24 protein-coding genes are annotated in these 25,180 nt (G+C 37.7%); 2 read left to right on the forward strand and 22 right to left on the reverse strand.

The window, feature by feature from the left end:
* Positions 1–89 precede the first annotated feature (89 nt).
* On the reverse strand, positions 90–644 hold the full coding sequence (locus KTH84_RS03305; RefSeq protein WP_262471945.1) for a TetR/AcrR family transcriptional regulator: 555 nt from the start codon (positions 642–644) through the stop codon (positions 90–92).
* Between the two features lie 779 nt (positions 645–1,423).
* On the opposite strand from KTH84_RS03305, the gene KTH84_RS03310 reads away from it, so the two are divergent.
* Entirely contained in the window at positions 1,424–1,864 is a 441-nt protein-coding gene (locus tag KTH84_RS03310) for an HD domain-containing protein (RefSeq protein ID WP_262471946.1), read from the forward strand.
* A gap of 35 nt (positions 1,865–1,899) precedes the next feature.
* Here KTH84_RS03310 and KTH84_RS03315 read toward each other — a convergent pair whose 3' ends face one another.
* The 16 genes from KTH84_RS03315 to KTH84_RS03390 all read right to left on the reverse strand — a co-directional run bounded on the left by KTH84_RS03315 (position 1,900) and on the right by KTH84_RS03390 (position 20,237).
* Positions 1,900–2,544, reverse strand: a complete 645-nt coding sequence (locus KTH84_RS03315; protein WP_262471947.1) for a hypothetical protein — start codon at positions 2,542–2,544, stop codon at positions 1,900–1,902.
* A gap of 12 nt (positions 2,545–2,556) precedes the next feature.
* Positions 2,557–3,528: a 5'/3'-nucleotidase SurE gene (locus KTH84_RS03320; protein ID WP_202742024.1), complete on the reverse strand. Its 972-nt coding sequence runs from the start codon at positions 3,526–3,528 to the stop codon at positions 2,557–2,559.
* 331 nt (positions 3,529–3,859) lie between these two features.
* Entirely contained in the window at positions 3,860–5,017 is a 1,158-nt protein-coding gene (locus KTH84_RS03325) for a hypothetical protein (RefSeq protein WP_262471948.1), read from the reverse strand.
* Complete coding sequence (locus tag KTH84_RS03330; protein ID WP_262471949.1) at positions 5,014–6,342, reverse strand: TolC family protein; 1,329 nt, start codon at positions 6,340–6,342, stop codon at positions 5,014–5,016. The genes KTH84_RS03325 and KTH84_RS03330 overlap by 4 nt, the downstream gene beginning before the upstream one ends.
* Positions 6,339–7,925: a GH3 auxin-responsive promoter family protein gene (locus tag KTH84_RS03335; RefSeq protein ID WP_262471950.1), complete on the reverse strand. Its 1,587-nt coding sequence runs from the start codon at positions 7,923–7,925 to the stop codon at positions 6,339–6,341. Before KTH84_RS03335 ends, KTH84_RS03330 begins: the two co-directional genes overlap by 4 nt.
* Positions 7,922–8,710, reverse strand: a complete 789-nt coding sequence (locus KTH84_RS03340; protein ID WP_202742481.1) for a hypothetical protein — start codon at positions 8,708–8,710, stop codon at positions 7,922–7,924. Before KTH84_RS03340 ends, KTH84_RS03335 begins: the two co-directional genes overlap by 4 nt.
* A gap of 188 nt (positions 8,711–8,898) precedes the next feature.
* Positions 8,899–10,446, reverse strand: a complete 1,548-nt coding sequence (locus KTH84_RS03345) for a DHA2 family efflux MFS transporter permease subunit (RefSeq protein ID WP_262471951.1) — start codon at positions 10,444–10,446, stop codon at positions 8,899–8,901.
* A 25-nt stretch (positions 10,447–10,471) separates the two neighbouring features.
* The gene (locus tag KTH84_RS03350; protein WP_262471952.1) at positions 10,472–11,533 is read right to left on the reverse strand and encodes an HlyD family secretion protein; all 1,062 of its coding nucleotides are present in this window, start codon (positions 11,531–11,533) and stop codon (positions 10,472–10,474) included.
* Between the two features lie 756 nt (positions 11,534–12,289).
* Complete coding sequence (locus KTH84_RS03355) at positions 12,290–12,412, reverse strand: hypothetical protein (protein ID WP_262471953.1); 123 nt, start codon at positions 12,410–12,412, stop codon at positions 12,290–12,292.
* A gap of 162 nt (positions 12,413–12,574) precedes the next feature.
* Entirely contained in the window at positions 12,575–13,969 is a 1,395-nt protein-coding gene (locus KTH84_RS03360) for a methylenetetrahydrofolate reductase C-terminal domain-containing protein (RefSeq protein ID WP_262471954.1), read from the reverse strand.
* 73 nt (positions 13,970–14,042) lie between these two features.
* Complete coding sequence (locus KTH84_RS03365) at positions 14,043–14,810, reverse strand: NUDIX domain-containing protein (RefSeq protein ID WP_262471955.1); 768 nt, start codon at positions 14,808–14,810, stop codon at positions 14,043–14,045.
* Between the two features lie 60 nt (positions 14,811–14,870).
* A complete protein-coding gene (locus tag KTH84_RS03370; RefSeq protein WP_262471956.1) occupies positions 14,871–16,364 on the reverse strand; it encodes a nicotinate phosphoribosyltransferase in 1,494 nt (497 codons plus the stop codon).
* 11 nt (positions 16,365–16,375) lie between these two features.
* Entirely contained in the window at positions 16,376–17,260 is an 885-nt protein-coding gene (locus KTH84_RS03375) for a phosphoribosyltransferase family protein (RefSeq protein WP_262471957.1), read from the reverse strand.
* Positions 17,261–17,514: 254 nt separating this feature from the next.
* Positions 17,515–18,390, reverse strand: coding sequence for a LysR family transcriptional regulator (locus tag KTH84_RS03380; RefSeq protein WP_262471958.1), 876 nt, complete (start codon positions 18,388–18,390; stop codon positions 17,515–17,517).
* Positions 18,391–18,494: 104 nt separating this feature from the next.
* On the reverse strand, positions 18,495–19,745 hold the full coding sequence (locus tag KTH84_RS03385) for a cation:dicarboxylate symporter family transporter (RefSeq protein WP_262471959.1): 1,251 nt from the start codon (positions 19,743–19,745) through the stop codon (positions 18,495–18,497).
* 66 nt (positions 19,746–19,811) lie between these two features.
* On the reverse strand, positions 19,812–20,237 hold the full coding sequence (locus KTH84_RS03390; protein WP_133973539.1) for a VOC family protein: 426 nt from the start codon (positions 20,235–20,237) through the stop codon (positions 19,812–19,814).
* Positions 20,238–20,637: 400 nt separating this feature from the next.
* Here KTH84_RS03390 and KTH84_RS03395 point away from each other — a divergent pair, with 400 nt between their 5' ends.
* Complete coding sequence (locus KTH84_RS03395) at positions 20,638–21,261, forward strand: LysE family translocator (RefSeq protein ID WP_262471960.1); 624 nt, start codon at positions 20,638–20,640, stop codon at positions 21,259–21,261.
* A gap of 59 nt (positions 21,262–21,320) precedes the next feature.
* Here the strand turns inward: KTH84_RS03395 and KTH84_RS03400 are convergent, their stop codons facing one another.
* From KTH84_RS03400 to KTH84_RS03420, 5 genes are all read right to left on the reverse strand, one after another.
* A complete protein-coding gene (locus KTH84_RS03400; RefSeq protein WP_262471961.1) occupies positions 21,321–21,896 on the reverse strand; it encodes a flavin reductase family protein in 576 nt (191 codons plus the stop codon).
* A 14-nt stretch (positions 21,897–21,910) separates the two neighbouring features.
* Complete coding sequence (locus KTH84_RS03405) at positions 21,911–23,056, reverse strand: NADH-dependent flavin oxidoreductase (protein ID WP_133973533.1); 1,146 nt, start codon at positions 23,054–23,056, stop codon at positions 21,911–21,913.
* A 71-nt stretch (positions 23,057–23,127) separates the two neighbouring features.
* Complete coding sequence (locus KTH84_RS03410) at positions 23,128–23,775, reverse strand: SDR family oxidoreductase (protein WP_262471962.1); 648 nt, start codon at positions 23,773–23,775, stop codon at positions 23,128–23,130.
* Positions 23,776–23,881: 106 nt separating this feature from the next.
* A complete protein-coding gene (locus tag KTH84_RS03415; RefSeq protein ID WP_262471964.1) occupies positions 23,882–24,625 on the reverse strand; it encodes an SDR family oxidoreductase in 744 nt (247 codons plus the stop codon).
* A 14-nt stretch (positions 24,626–24,639) separates the two neighbouring features.
* A complete protein-coding gene (locus tag KTH84_RS03420) occupies positions 24,640–25,023 on the reverse strand; it encodes a nuclear transport factor 2 family protein (protein WP_262471966.1) in 384 nt (127 codons plus the stop codon).
* Positions 25,024–25,180 lie beyond the last annotated feature (157 nt).

Consider the following 25,180-nt stretch of genomic DNA (forward strand, 5'->3'; position numbering starts at 1 on the left):
TCGTTATTGCTGTGTATTATAAAATCACAAAGCAGAATTTTATAGCGGTTTAAGACGGCATGTGTCTCTTTCAAGCACACTCCTAAATCTCACAACAACTGTAATAAAAAATACTCAAGCAATCTCTTTCGTTCATCTGGTTTGTTCGGATCTAAAAGCTGAACCATTGCTCCATCAACCACAAACAAAAACATGTGTGCATCTTGTTTTGAGGCATTTTCGTTGAATGTTAGAAGCAAATGATAAATTTCTTTAATCAGCCAATTTCGATAATCAACTACGGTCCTATAAGCCTTTGGATGGGTTTTAGCAATTTCAAAAATCGCTTTAAAGGGCAAATGATAAAGCCCGTCTAAATCTGCATGTAAAAAGTAAATCGTTCGGAGTTTCTCAACTAGCGTTAAGTCTTTCTGGACATAGATGATTGAAAGTACCTTTTCTTTTAAACCATCTTTTTGAAAGGTTAGGCTCATTTCAATGAGACGTTCTTTAGAGTGAAAGTAATTATAAAAGGTGGCTTTAGGGACGTTCGCCGACTCAATAATTCGGTCTACCCCTACATTATGAAAGCCGTGTTTATTAAAAAGATAGCGAGAGGTATGAAGCACGCTTAAAGCACGAAATGGAAGATCTAAATGTGGCATAGTTTTACCGTTATAAAAAATTATTGTTGTATATAAATGAGATATAAAAAGGCATAGCAAAGCCGTAAAGACTGTGCGCAGCACATCTCAAGTTTTAGTTGTTGCTAAGTTTTAAGTAATAACGAGCTAAAGCCTGAAAAAGCCTTACGGCGATCAAGCTGCGTTAAGTGTTTTAAGCTGTGTTGTTATAGCTTTTGGCAATGACTGCCAAAAAATGATGAATGTGCAAAGCCAACTCCTTTTTATTGGGAGTTCTGCCAAAGCATAAGATTTATGGTGGCAGAACGAGCAAGGGTTCGCAGACTGATAGTAAAGAATCAGCACACCCGAAGGTGTCCCTCACTCGTCCTACCGCAACAAGCGAGGGACGATCGATATACACAAGAATACTCCTCAGAAGGAATAATCTGATGCACTTTACTAAACGGTCTGCGACAACCGACTGGCAATGTAGGCCAGCCCGCAAATGGTAATCTTGAATATTTAAGGTGTCAATGTGAAATTGGCTAGAAAATATTTAAATAGTTATTATTTTTCATTTAATTACATAATTAAGGAAACTCTTAAGTAATATTTACAATCTACTTTCATATCATTAAGTTAAAGTTTAAAATTTCAAAACATTAAGTTCTGGATTGACCTATCTCAACTAAGAATGAATAAATAAAAATGAGTAACTACTGTTATGCCTAATCTAAGTATTCAGTATAAAATTGTATTTAAGCGACCCATCTCGCAAATTAGGCCGTGTCATATACTTAAAGTGATAAGAGCAAAAAATGACTCAAAATAAAGTTGAATTAGCAGAGAAATTGTCAAAAGAATCTCATCAAGGTCAAAAGTATGGTCCTCATGATTACTTTGATTACCATATTAAAGGTGTGGTCAATTCATTAATTGAGCATCGATTTTCAGAAGTCTATATTATTACGGCCCTTCTCCACGATAGCGTTGAAGACACACCTCTTACGCTAGAAAAAATCGAAAGCTTATTTGGAAAAGAAGTCCGTGATGCCGTTGATGCATTAACCAAACGAGAAAGTGAAACACGCGAAGAATATTTAATTCGTTGTAGTTTGAATCCGATCGCTCGAGTCGTGAAACTTCATGATGCAGCCTTTAATGCGCATAACTCACATAAGGAAAATAATCAATCACGTGTAGATTATTACCTTCAAACCATGTTAATTGTTTCAACAGCCCAACATAGGTTGGGGTAAAAAGACAACGAAATGAATCCGTTGCCCTTTTATTTTTAAGATTGTGCAAATACCCAAATATCTTTTGATGCAACCGTGTCAGATACAAGTCTAAAACTCATAGGTTCTAAGTCTTCATCTACCACAACATAACCTTTCGAGTTATTTTTTAGCGCATCACACTTGTTATCGATAAGTTGATAGTTTGCGGTATTTGCTAAAGCACTTTCAGTAATAACACCTGTAAACACACAATTTGGGTCTTTCGAGACAATCTTACCTTGTGCGTTGACCTCGGCATTTACCGTTGTTCCATCTGGAAAAGATAAATCGTATGTTCCGGCTAATTGATTAATCGAAAGTTTTTGATCATCAATTTTTTCATAATGCGCTAATTCAACTGTCATCGCTTGATTAGACTGATTGCTCTGCCAAGCTTTGGTTTTTGCATCATAGCTCATCACAATTTTGGCACGATTTTCGTCATCATCTAAAACCAATAATTTATTACCATCTGTGCCAGAGTAGTATTTACCCGCCATAGGCAACTCCTCTTCAGTTTCGGTACTAATAATATAGGTACCTACATCTAAGCTCGGAGCTAAGGCAGGTTTTTCAGTCGAGGTTTGGTCATTATGATCATCGTCATTACAAGCCGCCAATCCAAGCCCAAGAAGTAAAACCAACAAACAACGTTTCATGGTCTTTCCCCCTTACTTGTTAAATAGGCTTTTTAAACGAATTTTGAGCCATTCTTGAGCTGCTGGTCGCTGATCGTAAGCAACTTGCATTGCAGTTACAGCAATTTTGCTTTGCATGACGGCGCTTTCATCCGACATTTGCGCGGCTGTTGGAGCCGATGGTGCCGCATCAATTCCTAAACCAAATTGGTTATTGCCTTTATTGTCTTTAGTCACTTGGAACTTCAATTTATATAGATCATAAGTACCAATTTTTGAAAATGCAAAAGGTGTGCTGGTTGTTAAATTTTTTGGAAAATTAACATTGAGCGTAATTCCTTTTGGCAACAATTGGCCCTTACCTGCTTTATTTTGTAATTCTTTTAATATCACTACGGTTTGTTTCGCCACAATTGCAGAGTTAGGGTTGTTTAAAGTCTTATCGTCTACCGTGTTTGTATCGGCGCTTAAAGCAATAGACGGAATGCCACGTCCTGCTGAAAACTGTACATTGCCAATCGTACCCGAGTGCACAACAACTTTGCCGACATTTTGACCTTCATTAGGACCAGATAAAACTAAGTCTGGTGCTTTACCCCAACGCTTTGGCGCAACAATATCTAGGCCATAAATTGTCGCCATGACTGGTGTGCCATGTGCGTAATTCCAGTCACCATTGGTATAACCTGCTTTTGTAAAGGTTCCAGCAGCAGGTGCACCAATCGGTGCTGCGCCATTATGGCAACCACTTTCAGCCGCAATTTGCTTATCATTATCCGCAGAAATGGTCGTTGAGCTGTACATCACAATTGCGCCACCGCGGCCACTTTGTGGTGAACACGGCACAGACACAAGTACGTTATGACCATTTGCTTTTAATTCATCATAAAGTGCTTTGACATTGCTGGTTAGACCATCATCGTTAACCAATAAAATATTTAGTGCAAAAGCTTGAGTTGTACACAAAGACAGAATAAGACCGCCCAATAAACTTTTTTTCATCACTTAACTACTATGTTGTCGAATTTCGATTTGTATAGTAGTTGCGCTATATTTATATTTAGTGACTTAGCCATAATAAATATTAAAAAAATTAAAAGTAAATTAAATTAACTCATTATTATTTAATATAAAATTTAATATTAAATTGAATAATTATATTATAATTTATTCCTATATTTTCTTTTATGAATTGATTTATAAGTCCCCTAATCAGTATTAAAAATGGCATAAAAAACCCACTTCCGTGGGCTTATTTAAGTCTAGTACAAAGACATTTTATCTAATTGCTGAACCCATAACTCCGAACGTACAACTTGTAATTCAAAGCCTTAAGTCAAATACGCCCAACTTCTAAATATGGAATCAGGTTTTTATCAAAATGTGGTCTTGGGTCGCCTTCATAACTAATAAAACCATGCATTCCAGTTAAGCGTTCACCTTTATAAAACTGGTTTAACTGATAACGCGGGTCTTTATGTGAAAGCGTAAAGCTCACCACACCAACGCCCTGCTGTTTTGACTTGTTATAGGCATCTTCAAGCATTTTATGATGCAAAGCCAAATCTTGTGGATGGCACATTAAGGTGTGTAACACGTGATACTTAATAGAGTCACCAAGTTTAGGCAAACGCATGCCTTTAGTTAGCGGAGTCAATAAGTTATAAACAGGCCTAAAAATTCCAATGACTGAACTGTAATGTAAAATTTTAGTTTGCTTAATGCTATGCTGATCCCACAAGCCAAACATCCCCACTAGTTTTTCACCCTTAAAATAAAGTAAAAAATCTGAGAGTTTTATCCCTGAAAAATAGTGATGTCCTTGAGCCAGTTCTTCAAAGTTATAGGCTGGTATAAAATTATAAAACTGCGCCATATCGGCAATAAACTGATTCATGGCTTCCACATGTTCAGCTTCTGCAACACATGTGCGAATCTCTTGAAGATCACTCTGATTAGCTTTCTTTAAAAAAGCCGTGATTTTTCGTTTAGCGCCAGTGCTAGTCAGACTTAATGTCTCGATAAGTCCTTCATCATAATAATCAGGCATTCCAGTTTTGCCCGTTTGGATGGCAGCGCGCGCCGCGTGATTATCATCAAAAATAATCATTTGGCTATAATTCGGTTCATGCATGGTTTGTTTTACATGCTTTGCTAAAACCTTAACCAGTGATTTCCCACGATAGTTGTGGTCTACACGCAAATCTCCCGCGTATCGTAAGTTTTGAACGTTCCGATCGACATAACAAGGACGGTGACCATTGCTATAACAAGCGACATGCTTCTGACTCTCGGTGTCTTCAATCACCACATGCAGTTTATGTCGATACACAATATCGGAAGCTTGAAAATAACTGGGTTCACGCTGAAAGCTAATTTGTATCCCTTTGGTGGTCATAGGTACGGCGATTAAGTCTCTTAGCGCCTGATCGTCTGCCAAAGTGGCTTCTCGGGTAATGAGGGTATTGTCAGCAAGTGGTGGATTTGTTTTCATTCATTATTCACCTGTTGTGCGGTCTGTACGGGCACCAAATTATTTAAACGTCCCATTTGGTCGAGCAACTGATAGACAAACACGACTTCATCTTGATCATTCACGGTTTTTTGGGTTTCTGCATCAAGTAGCTTCTGCTCAGTATTGAGCAAATCAAATGTTGTTTTGGTGCCGACATCAAACTCTTTACGTGTGTAGACAAAGGCAATCGACGCTGCCTCTATGGCATTTGCCAGTGCTTCTTTATTTTGTCGAATGGTTTGAAGCTGCGCGTAAGTCGTGCGGGTACGCTTATTCAAATCCAGTTCAAGACTTCGCGTTTTTTGGTTAGCCAAATCTATATCGGCCTGTGCTTTTTTGACATTGGCCCGATTTAAACCATCATCGTATAGCGGTACATTCAACTGCACCCCAACCATATAGTTATTACTTTCAGAACCAATATAGCTTGCTTCATCTTGCTTTCCTGCACGGCTGGTGAGCATGACCGTAGGCCAAAGTTCCCGCTTAGTTAAAGCATATTGTTTCTCAGCAGCCTGTTTTTCATATTTGCTACGCATTAAAGCTGGATGATTTTTGGTTTGAGCCAAAATTTCATCTAAGTTCGCGGGAATAGCAGGTAGATGTTTAATGGCCACAAGGTTTTCAGGTGTTGCGCCTGTCACTTGATAAAACTGTGCTTCGCTTACGGTCAAGTTAGACTGAGCCTGTGTAATATCGGCTTGTCCTTGGGCGACTTGTGCCAAAACCTGAGCCAAGTCCGCACGGGTAATCATCCCCACATCAAAACGGCGCTTTGACTCATATAGAGACCGTTGCAGATTCGCCATGGTCTTTTGTCTAAGTTCTAAAATCGCTTTCTTCTTTAATACATCGGTATAGACCATGACAGTATTTAGAATAGTTTCCGATCTTTGGTCTGATAACCCTTGGCTTTGTGCAGAGAGCTGGCTTTCGGCAACATCAATTCCTAAACGGTGTCGTCCAGAGGTATAAATCGGATAATCTGCCTGCAATTGCAAACTTCGACCTTTACGGTTTCCTTCAGTTGGAAACAGGACTTGTGAAGGCGTATCTATTCTTTCATAGTCAAGTTGCCCCACCAAATTGACTTTAAGTCCATCGCGTTGTTTAGCCTGTTCAAGCATAGCGGTGGACTGATTTACGCTTAAACGGCTCACTTCAAGCTGACTTTCATGTCTTAAGCTAGCAGACAAAGCCTCGTCTAAAGTCATGGCATGTGTATTCGACACAAGCAACACGCCTAGATACAAGGCATGTCGGAGTGATAAAAACCGAGTATTAAATTGCTTTTTCCCTTTCATAGTTGTTCCAAACTATTCAGGGTGACTTTTTTGAGTGGCTCAGGCTTGATATTGCCTTCGATAATACCGTCAAACATGACCAGTTTCTTGTAAGCGCTCCAACCATTATTGGCCTGACGAATCTGTGGCTGATCTAACTGTCCTAGGTTGCGAGCAAGTTCATAATGAAAATTTTGACGTAAAATACTGTCGATATATTCATTGTTAATGCTGTGATGAATTTCGCCTTCAAAAAGCACGCAATAAAACGGTTTAACGTGTTGCTCAGTATCAATCGCCAGTAAAGAAATCGCTTTCGATTCCGTTTCATTTAACTGCGACAATAATTGCTGGGCAGTTTCAGGTGCGAGTTTCTCACCGACCAGATCTACACCAAAACGGCGGCCTTGGAACTCAAAACACGGGATTTGTTCTATAAAGCCAGTTACGCGTAAGCAGTCATCCATACAGTAACGAAGCAAGCCATTACCAGATGTAATGAGTGGGCTCACCACATCACCTTGTTTAAGTTGCCACGACGGAATGATTTGTCCTTGTTTATCACCCTCTAAATATTCAAATTCATAGAAGTGACTTTGATACGCCAGCGGGTATTGATCATTATAGGGAATCGTGACTACACCTTCAGTCGCCCATAGACCTTTTCCTTCAAACTGAACACTGGGTAATTTCTCTTGTAATTTTTCGGCCCAAGCTTTTGAACCTGCGGTATCCCAACTCGACACTAAACTTAACTTTGGCCATAGTTGTTTGAAGTCGATCTGTTCGCCATTTGAACTATCAATTAGGGCTTGAGCACTTTCAAGGCTATGCGGTGCATTTACTTCTTTTAATGAGCTTTGGCGATGCCCCCATAAACCCGTCTCTAAAACCTCAATAACTTCCTGTTGCATTGACTCTAAACGTTCAAGCAATTGCAGCGCAAACGTTGGGCTCCACACCGAGATCATGGCTAAGTTACGGTTTGCAACCAAATAGCAAATTGTGGCAAAGAGTGCATCGTCGGCATTGGCTGCAAATGCAACATTACTTGGAACGGCTTGGGTAAACTTAGATAAAATTCGCTTACCTACACCCAGTAGCGCACTATCATCATTTAGGTTTTTGTCTTTTAAAACTTCACGCTGGCTTTCAGGTAACCATGACACCGACCAATAATGCGTACCCGAACTCAGCTCCGGACATTTACGGTATAGACTTGCCATCCACGGCGCAATCGCATGGTCAAGCTCATCTAAAAACAGCTTGGTGTATGGAATAAACTTAATCTGTTCACTCGACCCACTGGTCGGCTGGAAACGAACCAGTTTACTGCTAGACAATGAAAGCTTTTGTTCACGGTAACGTTGAATGTCTTCTCGCCATGCGCCATAACGTGTCGCAGAAAATGATTTTACAAACTGTTCATAGTTTTGAACTTTCTTATCTTTAGCAAACGTAGAGGTCTGTAAAATCGAATGCAGAATTTGGCGTTGTGTTGCTTCTAAAGCATTAAACCGTTTTTGAAAATTTCGGTCAGATGCATCACACCATTGTTTTAAAATCAGATGCGAACCCAAAGTTAGCCATTCATTAGGTTTCATTGGATAGCCTCTCTACGTTTTGTTTTGTGTGTTACACAGGCTTCAAACTTTCCTTTACTCGTGGGTTTGGTGATGAGTTTTACTGGGAAACGAGCAAGATCTTTCCAGCCTAATCGACCAATACACGGTAATTCAGTACCCGCACTCCATGTTGGATTCATCTGTTCAAAGAAATGAATATTTGGGTTCTTTTCTCTCATTTCGGCAGTAATCGGCGCGACTTCACCTTTTAATGGTTGATAGTCATCTCCAAAATTTAAGAGGCCCGCATCTTTATCATAATATTCCCCAAAGAATTTCTCACAGTAGTGCTCGACCACTTCCGACAGGTGCTGGTTTTCATCTTTAATATTTGGGTAGTACACATAGTAGTTATTGGCGAGTAATAGATAGGTTTTATAACCTTTAGAAATCAGCAACCAATAGAGTTCGTTAAATGGATATTTGATTCGAAGCTTAATCATAAGTTTGAGCATGGTACTTTGCAGACTACGCGTGCCCCAAAACTTCTTCAAAATGACCGTATCACCGCTAAATAACACGGTGTAGTCTTTACCATTTAAATAGAAGTGCTGCACAACAACGGTTGAGAACCCCACAATCTCATCTGTTGCCGAGTCAAAAATTAAGATCGCGCCACTTTTATTTTTAAAATCATCTACAAAAATAGAAAATCTCGTATTTTCATAATACTGTTCGTAAATGGAATACATCACTTTTAATCGGTCAGTATCGATTTGCTCTTTTTCAAAATATTGACCATAAGTCGTGTTTTTCAGGTTCAATTTTGAAATCAGTTTATACGTTGTATTAATCATAATCCTTTAACCTTCCACCTCTAATTTGCGAGTTCCCCGATCTCATCTACCGATATTAGAAAACTCATATAAATGTTCTTTTTCTATGAAGGGATACGTTTTGATATGCCCTATTGTTTTTCATTCTTTGAAAGCTGCTCTTTATTTCTAAATAGCTACATATTCATTTTCTTCCCCCGATCCATAAATATGGTTAAAAAGGCGGTCACAAACATGATGATTGCGAGCATGCGTAATAAATCATTAAAACTAGATGTAAGTGCCTGAAAATGAATGTCACGATAGATCACGCTGAGCGCAATTTGCTGTGCATTTGAGCCGACTTCCTGATATTGCGCCGTGAGCTGATCGAGTCTTTCTGTAAAGATCCAGTTCTGCGGGGTCATCGACTGATTAATCTGGGTAACATGAAGCGCAGTCAGCCAATCTAATGATGAGTTAATCAGTGCCAGTCCAACCGCTCCGCCAATATTGCGCATCAGGTTATAAATACCGCTGGCATCGGCCACTTTACTCAGTGGCAAAGTGCTCATGGCTAAATGCGAAACCACAATCAGACAGATCATGAGGCCAATGCCGCGATAAATTTGTGGCCAAAACATAAAGTCATAATCGCTGTGAATGCTGAGGTGAGAATTGAGCCATACACCAAAACCAGCCAGAATCATTCCAATAAATACTGTTTTGCGAGTATCAAAATTGGGAATGAGCCACGCAAGAAACGGCGCAAAGCAGAACATGACAATGCCTGTCACCATCATGACGTGACCAATTTGGCTACTGTTCATTTCACGGACTTGCCCCAGAAACACTGGAATCATGTAACCCAAGCCATAGAGCGCCATACCAATCACAAAAGTTGTGATGGCACTTAAGGTAAAGTTTTTATTCTTAAATACGGATAAATCGAGCAATGGCTTAGGTTGGGTAAAGCTTCTAGAGAAGAAGATCATGCCACCCACAACGCAGATCATGAAAGCAATTCGAACGCCTGTGTCTGCAAGCCAGTCATGCCGTGCGCCTTCATCAAGGAAATATTCCAATCCACCCAAAAACATCGCCATACCAATGAGGCTGAACCAATCCATGCTTTTGATGAGTGAATGATTCGCACGGTCGATATTTGGGCCTGAGTAGATGACCGTGGCAATGATAATGCCCGGAATGATATTAATCAGGAACATCCAATGCCATGAGAAGTTATTGGTTAACCAGCCGCCAATGGTTGGGCCGATGGCTGGACCTAAAGTACTGATCATTCCAAACATAACCAAAGGCAATGAACGTTTTGCTTCTGGAAACAGCAAGTACAAAGCGGTCATGGAAGTTGGAATCATGCCACCGCCCATAAAGCCTTGAATGCCACGGAAAACCAATAAACTCTCTAAGTTCCATGCCAACGCACAAAGTAAAGAACTGATAGTGAAGCCAATTGCACAGATCGTGTAATAGACCCGTGTTGAAAGTACTCGCGAGACAATACTCGACATTGGAATCGCAATAATTTCGGCAATTAAATAAACCGTTTGCACCCAAGTCACTTCATAGCGGCTTGCACTCATGCCGGCTTGAACTTCATTTAAAGAACTCGCCACAATCTGAATATCAAGAATCGCCATAAAGTTGCCAAAAATCATGGCAGCAAAAATTGCCCAAGCCGTCTTTGCGGGAAACTTCCACTCAGCGTCAATATGCTTATTCATTTCTTATTACCTAAAAATTTTATTATTAAGTTCTTAGGTCAACCGTAGCGCTAACCGACATTCCGGGTTTTATAAGATCAATATGCGGACTTGAATCTATGGCAATGCGTACAGGAATACGTTGTACAACCTTGTTAAAGTTGCCTGTGGCATTGTCTGGTGGCATGAGTGAGAAAGTTGCACCAGAGGCTGGTGAAAAACTCTCAATTGTTCCGCTGTAAGTCAGGCTGGGGTAAGCATCAAGTTTTAATTTAACTTTCTGGCCAATATGCATTTTTTCAATTTGGGTTTCTTTGAAGTTCGCTTGTACATACAAACTATTTTCAGGAATAATCGCCATTAAACGGGTTTGCGGAGAAACACGCGAACCTTTCTGGATTGCAAGGCTTCCTATTTTCCCTGCGACTGGGCTCACCACTTTTGATGAAGCCAAATCAATTTGATAAAGGTTTAAGTTTGCATTGGCACTTTGAATATCTGCCAAAAGTTGCGCTCTACTGGCCTGTAAACTACCCAACTGAGCTTCTGCTGCATTTACGGCGGCTTGCGCCTTGCTTAGCTGTGCTTGAGCCGTTAAATATTGAGATTGAACCCCTTCAAAGTTTTGACGGGTAATTACTCCATCTTTTAATAAATCTTGATAACGTTCAAAATCTTTTCTTAAGCGAGATAAGTCTGCTTGTGCCGCAACGACACCACTATTGGCTTCACTAATTGAAGACTTGGCAGACTTTTCATTTTGTTGTTGTACACCCAGCGCCGCTTCTTTTAAGCTCACGACAGAGCTAGCCTGATCATAACGAGCTTGGTAATCACGATGATCTAATACAGCTAAGGTTTCCCCTTTCTTTACAAACTGATTATCGTTAATTAATAACTCCATCACTTCGCCTGAAATCTTTGGCATCACCCAAGTGACATCCGCTTGCACATAAGCATTATCGGTCGATTGATAAAATCGGTATACAAAAAAATAATATATAATGCCCGCGACTAAAAATAACAGCAGGACACTAAAAACACCCCAAGTTATCTTTTTTCGACTTTGGAAATTAGTATCAGTTTCTAGCTGAGCTACGTTATCCATATTCATTCCGTTTATTTGTAATATTCGATTTTTTATTTACACCAATAAACTATTAGCGTCTTTTTTACGTAACTTTTCACTAGGTTTTATTAAATGAATCGTGATAGCGTAAAATTAGTGCAAATTATCATTCTTAAGTCAATTAAAGATCATTGACCGTTTTGTCATATATTTTTTCTATTTCTGCCAATAAGCTAAATATTATAAAAACTATATTTAAAAATTATTTAATTTTAGATTTTGTCTAATATTTTTCTATAAAACTATTTTTTAATTAAAATAATTTACCTAAAAATCAATTATTTAATATAAAATATATATGTTTTTAGATAATCCTACATCGAAGAATAAGAAGAGTAAGTACAAAAAACTAATTACTAAACTCTAAAAATTACCTCAATTTTTCGAATACTACATATCATTAATTTAATTAATATGTGAATTTCATCACAATTAACAACTTCCCTGTTATTCTTATGAAAATAAAATATAAATATTGTAGTTTTAAAAAAATAAAGAAACTTAAATATTAAAGTTTGCTAAAGATACACACTTAATAATTTTTGAATTAATTATATTTAGTTGAATAGTATATTGTTTTTTACAAAAAAGACGGAGTCTCGTCAAGTAATTACACATTATTAAAAGGAAAAAATAAAATAAAAAAGAGTTACTTTTAACTCTTTTTTATTTAGGAAATAGAGGGTTTAGCTTTTTAAACACTAAAACCCACTCATTAAGTGGGCTTTTTTATTACTAACCGTTTTGTTTGAGGTGATCTTGGAACTCTTGGTCGTGTATTTTGTCGTAATTAATAGGGTCGTAAACGCATCCACTTAAAATAACAATTACAGCAAGTGCAGCAACTAACTTTTTCATTGAGAGAGCTTTCCTTTTAACGCAAAAGATTTGCTTTAAGTATACTCCTAGGTAATCATTTTGATTGAACATAATTAAGGCAAGTAATTGTTATTTTTAAATTATCGCCATGGTTTAGCATATCAATTAATTTTGAAATCAAATCAAAGGGTAATACAAAACTTAAGCCTCAGTCGCTAAATACCAATTTTTCCAAGAACTGGTTCCTCTCGTTTCAACAGGTACGGTTGGAATCAGTTTTTCTTTTAATACTTCTGTTTGCTCAACTGCTTTTGCAAGTCTTGCTTTGACTGAATGAATACACTCACGGTCACCAAATTCACAGCGATCTAAAGTTGTCCCGCCACATGGTCCGTTGGCTAAACCTTTTGGACACGTTTCAGGACATATATATAAAGTATCGCTTAGGCGACACTGACCACAGCTTTCACAACCGACTAGGCTATGTTTACTCAGCACTTCTGTTTTAATTAATACTTTAGCTACTAAAGAGTTTTCCCAAAAAGATGCCTTGAAAATAAACCGCCCTACACCTTTGGCAATTTTTGATCCAAACATTGCTTCATGCATAACATGCAATTGGCGATATTTAATTATTTGTTTAGACGTTGGCTGACGCGAAAAACGAGCAATTACAGGTGAAAACTCTTTGCCTGATGTGACTTGCCAAAGTGAATTCCAAAGCTCTTCTAAGGCTTCAAGCTCCAAATGTCTGTACTGCTCAATATAACTTTCAAGCAAAATTTGTTCTTCTGGCTTATGGCAAGCAGATAAATGAATGCCTGCAAACCCTAAGTGTTTACATATTAAAATCTGTAAAGCACAGCGTAAATAAACACGGTCTGTATGCCCTGCTAGTTTTTCATCTGCCAAGACTTTTAGCATGTGTGGAGTAATTACAATACCCGCGACGTTATGCTTCACCATGAAATTAGCACGGCCCAAAGTCAGTGGCATGACACAAGCCAGTATTTGCTGCGAATAAGCATGCTTCGTTAAAAATGATTTGGCTTGCTTTAAGGCTTCAATGTCATAGCCCAATTGGGTAATGATAAAGTCAGCGCCTGCTTTAATCTTCTTATGCAGTTTTAAATACTGTGCGTCACGCTCAGCTTCAACATATTTAAATGGGTTAAAAGCAACCCCAATACGAAACCCGCCATGCTGCTTGGCTGCCATTACGGCATTTACAGACTCAAGGTATCGACTACGAGGCTGCCCATCTCGTCCATTATGATGTTCTTTCAGTTTATCGCCTGTAAGCAATAATAAGTTTTGAATATTGGCAGACTTGGCTTGTTCTAAAAAGTGCTCAAAATCTTGTATGTCTCGGGCCTTACCCGAAAAGTGTAAGACTTTATCGATTGAGTCTGGATAACTTTTGCTGGCCTCAAGCGGCGCAATATCATGATCTGAATGTACGCGATCTGCCAATGTCATTGCAGCTGGATATCCTGCAAACTCATATTTCACAGGATAAATCTCGTGTAATGAAGTGAGGTATTCCACCAATACAAAAAACTGGTTTTGCTGGAAGCAGGGAGAAACGTGTGACATAGGCAAAGTGCTGATCAAAACATGACATTAATCATAAGCGCGGCATTATAAATCAAAAGTGCATCAAGATGCGCTAGTCAGAAAGCTCATTGTTTTGCTTATCTTCACCCTCTTTATTTCTGGGTAATTCGAGTGAGCGAGGAAATATAAAATCGAAAGAATCGAGTGCATAACGGTAAAGCTGAGCTGGTCGTTTACCCACAATTTTACTGTGATTAGTTTCTTCAACTGCGCCCGCTTCTATCATACGGCGTCTAAACGCTTTTTTATCTAAAGATTGCCCAAGAATAATTTCATAAATGGTTTGTAGCTCAGTCAGTGTAAATAATTCAGGCATCAGACTGGCTGGCAATGCGGTATAGCGGGTTTTATTGGTCAGACGTTCTAATGCTAGGCTAAGCAATTCATTGTGATCAAAAGCCAATGCTAAATCTTGTGCTTTTGCTACGGACACCCATTCGCTGTATTCAGCCAACACTTGATGTTGGTAAGCATTAAAATCAATTAAAGCAAAATACAAAATGGTCACAGCCCAACCACGCGGGTCACGTTTGGCGTTGCCGACAGAGGCAACCTGTTCCAAATAAGGTGAAGCAATCCCTGTTTTTTCGACCAGCTTACGATAAGCCGTGGCCATCAAGTCTTGATCATGGGTTAAATCGGCAAAACCGCCCGGTAAAGCCCATTGGTCTTTGGCTGGAAAGTTGGGTCGCTTAATGAGTAATACCTGCAACTGACCATTAAATACCGAGAAAATAGCCATATCTACAGTCAGTAAAGGTGCGTCATAATCTCGGCGATCATAACTGGCAAGGAATTCTTGTTCAGTTTGAATAGTCACGTTCAGTCTCTCAATGAAAACGATGAACCGATACTCATGTAACGGCTCATCTAAACTCAGTTATGCGATGGATAAACGCTCACGAATTTGATCCAAAGTACACTCATATTGAAGTTTACCATTTTCAAAGACTGTTTTTAGTGCTCCGCCCTTTTCTTGTTCGGCTGTTTGCTCATCAAACAAGGTAAAACCTATTTCACTTTCTTCAATGCGTAATAGACCTTTCGCAGACTTTTTTACACCTGAGTCAGTAATCGGGTCTTTAAATAGCTCTCGACCCACGCCATTGACTTGCCCCCAAGTTGCTTTAACAGCAAACCCAAAGGTATCGCGAGTTAAGTAGTTATAGGTAAAGCTGCCGATCCCAAACACTAAATTGTTTGAAGCAAAACCTTTAGCTTCTAGCCCTTCTAAAATGCGCTGTGCACGGTCTAGGGTAATCGAGTCACCGTAAATTAAACCGACACGCTCATTCAGTACTTTATAGCCTTGGTCAGTTGTTGTGCCACCAAATACTTCCCATAAGCATTCAACCGCGCCTTTGTAAGCTGGGCTGCCGACTTCGGCATCTGGATCACCACAAATAATTTTAACAGGGTCGCCAGAGTCTGGACGGAAAACCAATTTAGCCAAACCTAAAGCGTTGGGCTGTCTTGCCAGAATTTCAGGTTTTAAAGCCACCGTAAACTCGGTAATCACTCGCCAAAAATCCCAAGTATCAGACACGACACTGACAACACCCGACGGATAAAGTTCGCAAATTAAACGCTTAAATGTTTCTAGCTCACTGTTTTCTGTGCCCATACACATCACACTGTGTTCGGTCGCTGGTACAGACACACCAATCACACCTGTGGCATTGTAGTAGTCTTCAGCGTAGTCGATTGAAGCAACCGAGTCCGTTCCAATAAAACTGGTTAAGTGCCCCACGCCAGATTGCGCTGCATCATAAATTCCACTCATGCCCCGGCTACTAAAATCGTGTCCCTGCACAGATACAAAATCGAGTGGTGCGCCAGTTTTTAAGGCATATTGCGTTAATAAACGTTTGTATTCGTAGGCAATTGTGGCTGTAGTACAACTTTTCCAAAGCTCAGCACTTAACACAGTTTCAATATAGTTGGTTAACCAAAAGAAACGCGGGTCGGTATTAACTACAGTGAGCACGGGTACACGCATATTGACGCGGCTGCCTTCTGGCAATGCTTTAATGCGTAATGGTAAATAGCCCAAGTCGTGTAATGCTTCAATGTGATCGACCGGTACAGCACCTTCACCCAATGAAGTATCCATACGGCGTTTATAAGTAGCTACCACTTTATCTTTAGGTTGTTTAAAAAAGCCTTCATTCCACGTATCGATCAAAAAATGTTTGATAAAACCCTGAAGACCAAAAAATACAACTTTATCATCGAAGTCAGGCAACATTTTAGCGAGTCGAGATGAACGCGGCGTAAAGTTTGCGTACACATATTCTGTGCCTACTGGATACTGACGTCTGTGATCAGCTTTATAAAAATCGATAGCGTTTAGCGGGTTAAGTTTAATAGTCATCTTTATTCTCTTTATTTTGCTGCAAAAGCAATTACTGAAATTTTGTCTGTTGGCTGTTGTGGAAAGCTGTCTGAAGTAAACAGTTGATCTAGCAGCCCATCAAAAACTTCAATTCCTTTACTAAAAATACCGTGGGTCACATACAGAACGACCTTATGGCAATTGAGGTGACGGAGTTCTTTGGCAATACCAATAAAAGTTGCACCGCCGTCGCAAATGTCATCGGTGATTACCGCGGTTAGGCCTGATAAATCAGTCGCATGTACATGTGTACCTAAAATTTTGCCAGTCACTGGGTCACGTTTTTTATCACACTGAACAATAGTGATGGGTTGTTTGCGCTCGTGATTAAAAGCATCTGCAACCATTTGTGTACGTGCTTTCGCCCCTTTGTCTGGGCAAATCAGTACTGTTTTTTCATCTTTTAACAATGCACTCAGCGCTTCATTCTTTGCGATGATGTCGACTGAACTGACATTTACAACTTCACTAAAAGAAGTATTGGCTGCAAGTAATGCTGTTGTTACTTCACTATGGCAGTCCCATACAGTTACCTTGCCTTGTTTTCCCGCTTTTTTGTCTGCGTTGATGTTGAGTAATTTGGTCATCACATCAAGTGAGAACGCTTGGCCTACTGCACAAATACGGTCCTGACGGGCGTATGGAAAATATGGAATTTCTAGGTCAACGGTTAAACCCTGATTCAGCAATACATTTTCAAGCAGTAAATAGTCCATCACATCGTGGCTTGTGGTCATTTGTGCACGAACCAATACGGTGCCAGATAAAGAAGCTAAGGTTGTCTCATCAATCTGAACATGACGCTCTCCACCAGAAAACTGCGTGAATTTCACTGGAATTTCATTTCTTGCCGCATCTAAAAGCTGGATAGCCATATCACCCTCTTTTGTCTGATGACTTTTGATGAATATATAGTGGCATAAAGCCACTATATATTTCAAGTCTAATTTTCAAACTTTTTTAAGGCAATCGCTGAATGACATTTGATGTGAGATTTTTGACACATATTTCGAGATTGTTACAATCTATATCAATTAAGTTTACGCAATAAAAAATCCGTCTTAATGTCGGATGTTTGTCTTTTCATATCAATAGCACATATGCTTTGTTGAGACATGAATAGACTTAATTACTTATCACGAATAGCCACACCTTCAACTATTTTAGAAACAATACTCGATATAATTGAATCTTCAGTATTCTTTTTATGGATAATAATAATTTCTCGATATAAATCTGGTTGTTTCAGATCAATAATATTAATATTTTTTTCTTTTAATTTATTCATTCCAATATCTGGAATCAAAGCTACACCTAAGTTTTTTTCTACCATTCTGATGATTGCTTCAATTTCATCAACTTCAATGATGTCCTTTGTTTTTATTTGATTCCTATTTAAGTAGTTTGCAACAACTTTCCCCCCAAATGAAGAATAGTCATAACGTATAAACGGATTATTTTTCAAAATTTCAACAGGGTGTTTTTCGTGAATATCAATTGGGGTAATAAGAAGAATAGGCTCTTTTTTTAAGGTGTAATAACAATAGTCATCTGAAATTTCAAAATTAGGCTTAATGATAATCGCGAGATCTATCTCATTTTTTCCCAGCTGATGGAATAAATTGAATGACACTCCTGGTATAAGCTTAATTTTTGCTTTAGGAAAATATTTAAATAGTTCTTCAAGTATTTCTGGCAAAATATTTGATTGGATCGAGGCAATTGCCCCTATTCTAATCTCACCCGTAAAATCTGCCATACATTCGGGTTGTTTCATCTTATCAACGAGTTCAAAAAGTTGCTCAGCTAATGCAAGTACGCGTAAACCCTCACTATTAAATTGAACAGTTTTTCCATTTCTTTCAAAGAGCTTAATCCCCAAATAAGATTCTAAAGATTTGATTTGTGCGCTGACAGCTGCTTGAGTAAGCCCCACATTGTTACCTGTAGCACTAAATGAACCATATTTTTTAATTGCTATAAGGGTTTTGAGCTCATGAAACATACTATCTGCATTCCATTAAATGATAAAACCAATCCTTGTAGAAATTATACACTTCCTAAATTTATATAGATAAGTATCTCTTAGTGCGATACTTATCTTTGGTTTTAATTTTCAGTTACAGTATTAAAAGACTCTAACCGTTTCGTTTTCCACTTTGCTACAACAAGTGGTGCAATAGCATTTCCAAGAACATTTAATGTTGTAGTACCACTTTCAATAATTCTAAAAATACCAGCAATTAACGCAACACCCTCTAGCGGTAAACCAGCTGTAGCTAAAGTTGCAGATAAAATTAGAATTGCAAAACCTGGAACTCCTGCTGCCCCTTTAGATGTTAAGACCATAGTCACAACCAATAATGCTTGTTGAGAGATAGACAAATCTATTCCATATAATTGAGCGACGAAAATTGTAGCCACACCTAAGAAAATTGATGCTCCATCTAAATTAAATGCATACCCCATAGGCACTACAAAACTTACAATACGGCGTGGAACGCCATAGTTTTCCAGTTTCTGCATTAATTGCGGCATAACAGCAGCAGACGCACCAGTTGAGAAAGCTAGAATGAGTTCATCTTTAAAATATTTAATAAGGTGAAATAAGTTTTCTCTTATATACAAACACACAGTACCTAGAACAAAAATAGCAAATAAAGCTAAAGCTAGATAAACGACTCCAATTAATTTCAGTAATGGCAATAAAGAACTGAAGCCAAAAGTCGCAACTGTCGCTCCGATCATACCAAACACACCAATCGGTGCATAAGCCATGACTAAACTTACCAGCTTAAACAATGCATCAGATATTCCCTGTAAAACTCTTATTACAGGTTGGCTTTTTTCTTCAGGAATTTTGTTTAATGCTAAACCAAAAAGAATCGCAAAAAATAGAATTGATAGTAGTTTGCCTTCATATAGGGCTACCACAATATTTTCTGGCACGATATTTTTTATAATCTGTAGAGCGCCTTTGTTCGTATCAGTATGCAGTACTACAGCTGAGTGTGCCATCCCAGATATATCTGTTCCAACCCCAGGTTGAAAAAAATTGGCCAATAATAAACCCCAAACAATCGCAAGGCTTGTTATTGTAAAGAAATAAAGGAGAGAACCCGCACCCATTTTTCCAAAAGACTTATTATCACCTCCTCCTGCGATGCCTAAGATCATGCAACACAATACAATAGGTACAACGACCATTTTCATCATATTAATAAAAATATCGCCTAACGGTTTTAATATTTCAGTGCTTACCCAAACTTGATGAGTTGGATTTACATTAAAATACCACCCGACTAAAATACCTAAAAGAAGACCAATTAATATTTGCCATACCAAAGAAATACTTTTCATAAATCATCCTTGTTTCTTCATGTCCTCAAAAAAGGGATACAAATAATATTCGTATCCCTCATTACTTTATTTCGCAAAAAGCTGAGTCATATCTTTAAATGCTTTAAATTCAAGCGCATTACCACACGGATCAAATAAAAACATAGTTCCTTGTTCGCCAACTTTACCTTTGAAACGTACATAGGGTTCAATCACAAACTTTGTACCTAAAGACTTTAATCTTTCAGCTAAAGTTTCCCAATCTTCCCAACTAAGAATAATTCCGAAATGTGGAGCAGGCACATCATGGCCATCCACAGAATTAGAAACAACTTTTTCTTGATAATCCATTTTAGGATGTTCATGAATAACTAGCTGATGTCCGAAGAAATTAAAATCAACCCAGTGATCACTAGATCTTCCTTCTTCTAAACCAAAGACTTCACCATAAAAATCTCTTGCAGCAGGTAAATCATAAACAGGGATAGCTAAATGGAATGGTGCTAAACTCATAGGAACCTCTATTAAATTGACTTTTGTCTTAAATAAAAATTTAAAATAGAAAGGTTTTTCGAGTTAAAATCTAAAATTTAGATTCTGTCTTTACTCGTATAATCCTTTATACCTGATAGGAATTTAAGATAATAAGAATCTATTCGACCTTATTTTCTTATATCCTTTAAACAAATTTATGCTATATAAAAAAAAGCATGCATAGAAACAAAAATATTTTTTTAAATTAACAAATTATTCCTATATAAATTTCAAGACGTTGAAATAAAACAAATTTAATTAAATAAAAATGATTATCAAAATCATATATGCATATAATATTTTTCTATCTATCTAATAAAAAAATATTGTTTATTATATTTTTACTTTAAAACTATAATTTAACATTTAATAAACTGCTATGACCTTATATACTTGGCTCTTATTTCTATCTACTATTTCTGCCCTATCAGCAATACCAGGCCCTAATATGGTATTCATCTTAAATACGAGACTAAGCCAAACTTTAAAAGAAACGTTAATATCAACTACTGGGTGTTTACTTGGAGTATTAATATCAATTACAGCATGTTGTCTTACACTCTTATTTTTAAGTAATTTACAAACTATCTTTATTAAATTAATTAATTTATTTGGAATTATCTACTTATTTATAATAGGTATAAAACACTTAAAATATAAATCAAAACAATTAAACCATGACAACGCATTCGAATTTAAAACACGTGGAAATTTATTTATTAATGGTTTTTTTATAGCTATTAGTAATCCTAAAACATTACTTTTTATTATTTCATTTTTCCCTCAATTTATTAATCCAAATTCACCTCTCCTCTCACAGTATTCAATACTGATTTTTACTTTTTTTGTTTGCGAATTTTCTTGGATGCTCATCTACATTTGGGGTGGTGAAAAGATTAAAGTGTTAATAAAAAAACCAAAATTCTTTTATTTATTTAACAAAATTATTGGTACTTTCTTTATTTTATTTTCAATATCTTTAATATCTCTAACTTTAACATGATTAAAATATTTACTGTATTGGTACATAGAAAATGCCAATACAGTAAAATTACAGCTAGACTAAGGTCCTTTATTTACTTTAAGTCCTTGGCCTATAACATAAAACTGTCCACCAGCAATATAATGTAAAGTTTTCAGTTCTATCGGTACGTCATCAAATTGCCAGTGACCATCTTTAAAGACACGATCATCAGCCCAAGCACTAACCACCTCTCCAATGAAAAGATCATGAGCTTCTTGATTGTGTGGCTCTGGAATTAGTTTACAGAGTAGCCAAGCTACACAACCTTCGACTAAAGGAGTTTGAAAACCATCTTGGTAAAATAGCTTTACACCAAATTCGTTCAATTTATTTGGGTGGTCTTTTAGACTTTCACTTCCAACATCTACAACCATTTGAGCCTGCTGCGCAACAGGAACTTGTAATGCAAACCATCCACTTTGTTCAACTAAAGAACATGTAAATGCCATTTTATCTAAAACCACAGTGACTTTCGCTGGAGAAAACTCCAATGCACAAACCCATGAAGCAGCCATCACATTCTCAGTAGATTGATGTTTTGCAGAGACCAACACAGTTGGTCCATGGTTCAATAAGTGATATGCTTTTTCTAAAGGTACAGATTGAATTGCCATATTATGCTCAATATTTAAATATCAACTGTTTTCCACTCAGAGTCATCTTTAAGTGGAGGTAAATAGGATAAACGGCTCATATTTTGTTGCCACAGATTATTAGGAATACGATAACGATCAGCTTTATGAGGGTCTATTGCTAAAACAATTTCGCTCTCGCGCCCATTCGAAATTAATGTTGCAAGATCGGGATTCATCATTACTGCTTTACCAACTGCAATAAATTCAGCCCATTTAGTTTCATATGCATCTAATATCTGATCTGCACTAAATAAACTTCCGACACCAATTAATGGAAGCTTACCTGCAATTCTCTCATGTAGAAGTTGCATACGAGTTAAGCTTACATCTGCCCCTCTACGTGCTTTTTTATAAAAATCCCAAAGAGATACATGCAAATATTGAATTGGTTTTTCTACCAATGCGTCAATTAGAGCAAATGTATCTGCCATTGTTAAACCGTGCTCTCCCGGTTCTTCTGGTGAAAACCGATAACCAATAATGAAATCATTTAACCCATGTTTCATTTTGACAGCATGTACAGCATCTACAATCGATAGTGAAAAACGCATACGTTTTTCAATACTACCACCCCATTCGTCCGTGCGGCGGTTTGATTGTGCTGAGTTAAATTGCTGAATTAAATAACCATTTGCACCATGAATCTCGACACCGTCGAAACCCGCTTGAATAGCCAAATCAGCAGCATTAGCAAATGCTCGGATTAAATCATTAATTTCAGAATGTGTGAGTTCACGTGATCCAGATTCTAGATCTTCTGATGGCGCAACCATTTCAGCACCATTTAACAATTCATCAATGCTGAGTTTCCCACCATGATGAATTTGTAAAATTGCTTTTGCACCTTGAGATTTAATTAATTCAGCAACTGCTTTCAAACTAGGTAAATCTTTATCGCTAATAGCCTCAGGCTGACCTACAAATGCTTTACCCTCAGGTGAAACTAAAGTCGCTGCACTAATGAATAAGCCAAAGTTTTCTGCACGTCCTTGAATAAAAGCACGTTCTTCATGGCTTAAACTACCATCATCATTAGAAGCAAAATGTGTCATTGGAGCAACGACTAATCTATTTTTAATCGTTACCCCATTATTTAAAGTATAGGGTTGGAATAAGGGAGAGTATTTAGGATTCATCATATTCATCTTCAATTTAAAAAATCTTTGAACTTAATCTTTGCTTTAAAAGCATTAAACAGAAACGTAAAACTTTATGGGGAGACTTGATTGAGCGCTTCTATAATTGGAATGTCACCATCAGCCATCGTAATTACCTGACCAATCGTATTTGGAGCACTTAAAATATTTGCAAGTGTTTCTACGACATTATCAATACTGTTACTAAGAGGCTCTGAGACATTAATTTTGATTCGGCCACTACCTAAATTTTCCTGCAATGCACCTGGTTGTAGAATAGTAAAATCCAAATTACTTTGATGAACTAACCAATGATCTGCGAAAAATTTTGCAATGTTATAATCAGTAATATTCTGTAAGAATGACTCACCCCAGCGTTCAGGTTGTAGTGCAAAAACTGAGCTCAACATTATAAATCGACGAATACCCACAGCTTTCGCGGCTTGCATCACTTTCACTGCACCAAAAGCATCAACTTGAAGAAGATTTTTTCCTCTAGAGCCTGCAGTGAAGTAAATTATATCTATATTTACAGATTCAAAACGTTGAATGATTTTTTGCAAATCAGCTAGCAAATCCAATTCAAAAAACTGAATAGAAGGATTCGTAAAACTCAATGAATCTTTGCGAGCTCCTGCAAAAACTGAATGCCCCATTTCTGCCAATGTTTTGACCAAATGAGAACCTACTCTTCCATTTGCACCAACAACAAGAATATTCATAGATACACCTTCATGATAAAGTGATTAATATCCAACCCTGAGTAAAAAGCATCGCTTCTCCACCTCACATCTTGTAAGAATTGGAAAAGCGATAGAATGATAGTGATTACCAATTTTGACGCGTCGGAGAAATGATTAAATCATTCACAGTGACATTTTCAGGTTGATTAAGTGCATAGACTACAGCGCGTGCAACATCCTCTGGATCTATGGCAATTTTGTTGAGCTCTTGAGCTGCCTTACGGCCTTCAGGGTCAGTGACTTTGTCCGCCCAGCCTGTATTAATAACACCAGGACTAACAGTATTAACTCGGATACCATGGTTAACACCCAAATCTTTACGCATTGACTCAGTCATAGCTTGTACAAAAAACTTTGTTGCACAGTAGATACCCGCAGCAGGATCTACTTGATGTCCCGCAACTGAATCCATATTCAAGATTTGTCCAGACTTTTGCTCAAGCATAATTGGCAATACGCCTGCTATGGCATTCAGATAGCCTTTGATATTGGTATCAATCATTTTGTTCCAATCATCAATTGCTAAATCGCTCCAATATGAAAAAAGCATAAGTCCAGCATTGTTAATTAGAATATCGACAGAGCCATAAGTATCTTTAGCGAATTGAGCAAGCTTTTTAGAGTCATCAAGGTTAGTAACATCTGCTACAAAGCCTGTGATTTCACCACCAAGCTTTGTTACTTCTTTAACTAATTCATTAAGACGTTCTTGATTTCTTGCAACCGCTATAACTTTCGCCCCTTCAGCCGCTAACATTATGGCTGAAGCTTTACCAATACCTGAAGAAGCTCCAGTAATAATGATTACTTTACTTTCTAAATAATTCATGCCCGCTCCAAACATTAATTTGTTGAATGGGTATGATAAATTTTACTAACAACTGTCCACTTACCATCTACTTTCAATAAGTTAAAGAAGTCTGTAAAACAAAATCCAGAAATATCATTAGTATCTATACGTGCACTTGCAGCAGTGCCAACGATATCAATATTTACGATTACACCTTGGGCATCTGGTGATGGACTAAAATCACGATCAATCACTTCGAATAAACCTTGGATAGGACCACCAATAAGTTTATTGTCAGCATCAACACCAAAGATAGTTGCTTGTTCATTAAAGGCAGGTTTCATTATGCTGCTATCTGCTTGTTTACCACCTTGATTATATTTATTTAATACTTCAACAATTGCATTGTATTCAGTAACATATGTTGGTTTAGACATCTTATATTTTCCTACTTAAGTATGAGAGTTCAGTCGTGGACAACAACATTCGCCTTTAGAACAGAATGCATGTTCAACTGTTATGAAAATACTAGAGCAACCACTGTTATAAATATAATTATAGAATCGTATATACAATATTAATCACATTAATATC

This window comes from Acinetobacter sp. WU_MDCI_Abxb74, from assembly GCF_025513915.1.
GTDB lineage: Bacteria > Pseudomonadota > Gammaproteobacteria > Pseudomonadales > Moraxellaceae > Acinetobacter > Acinetobacter calcoaceticus_C.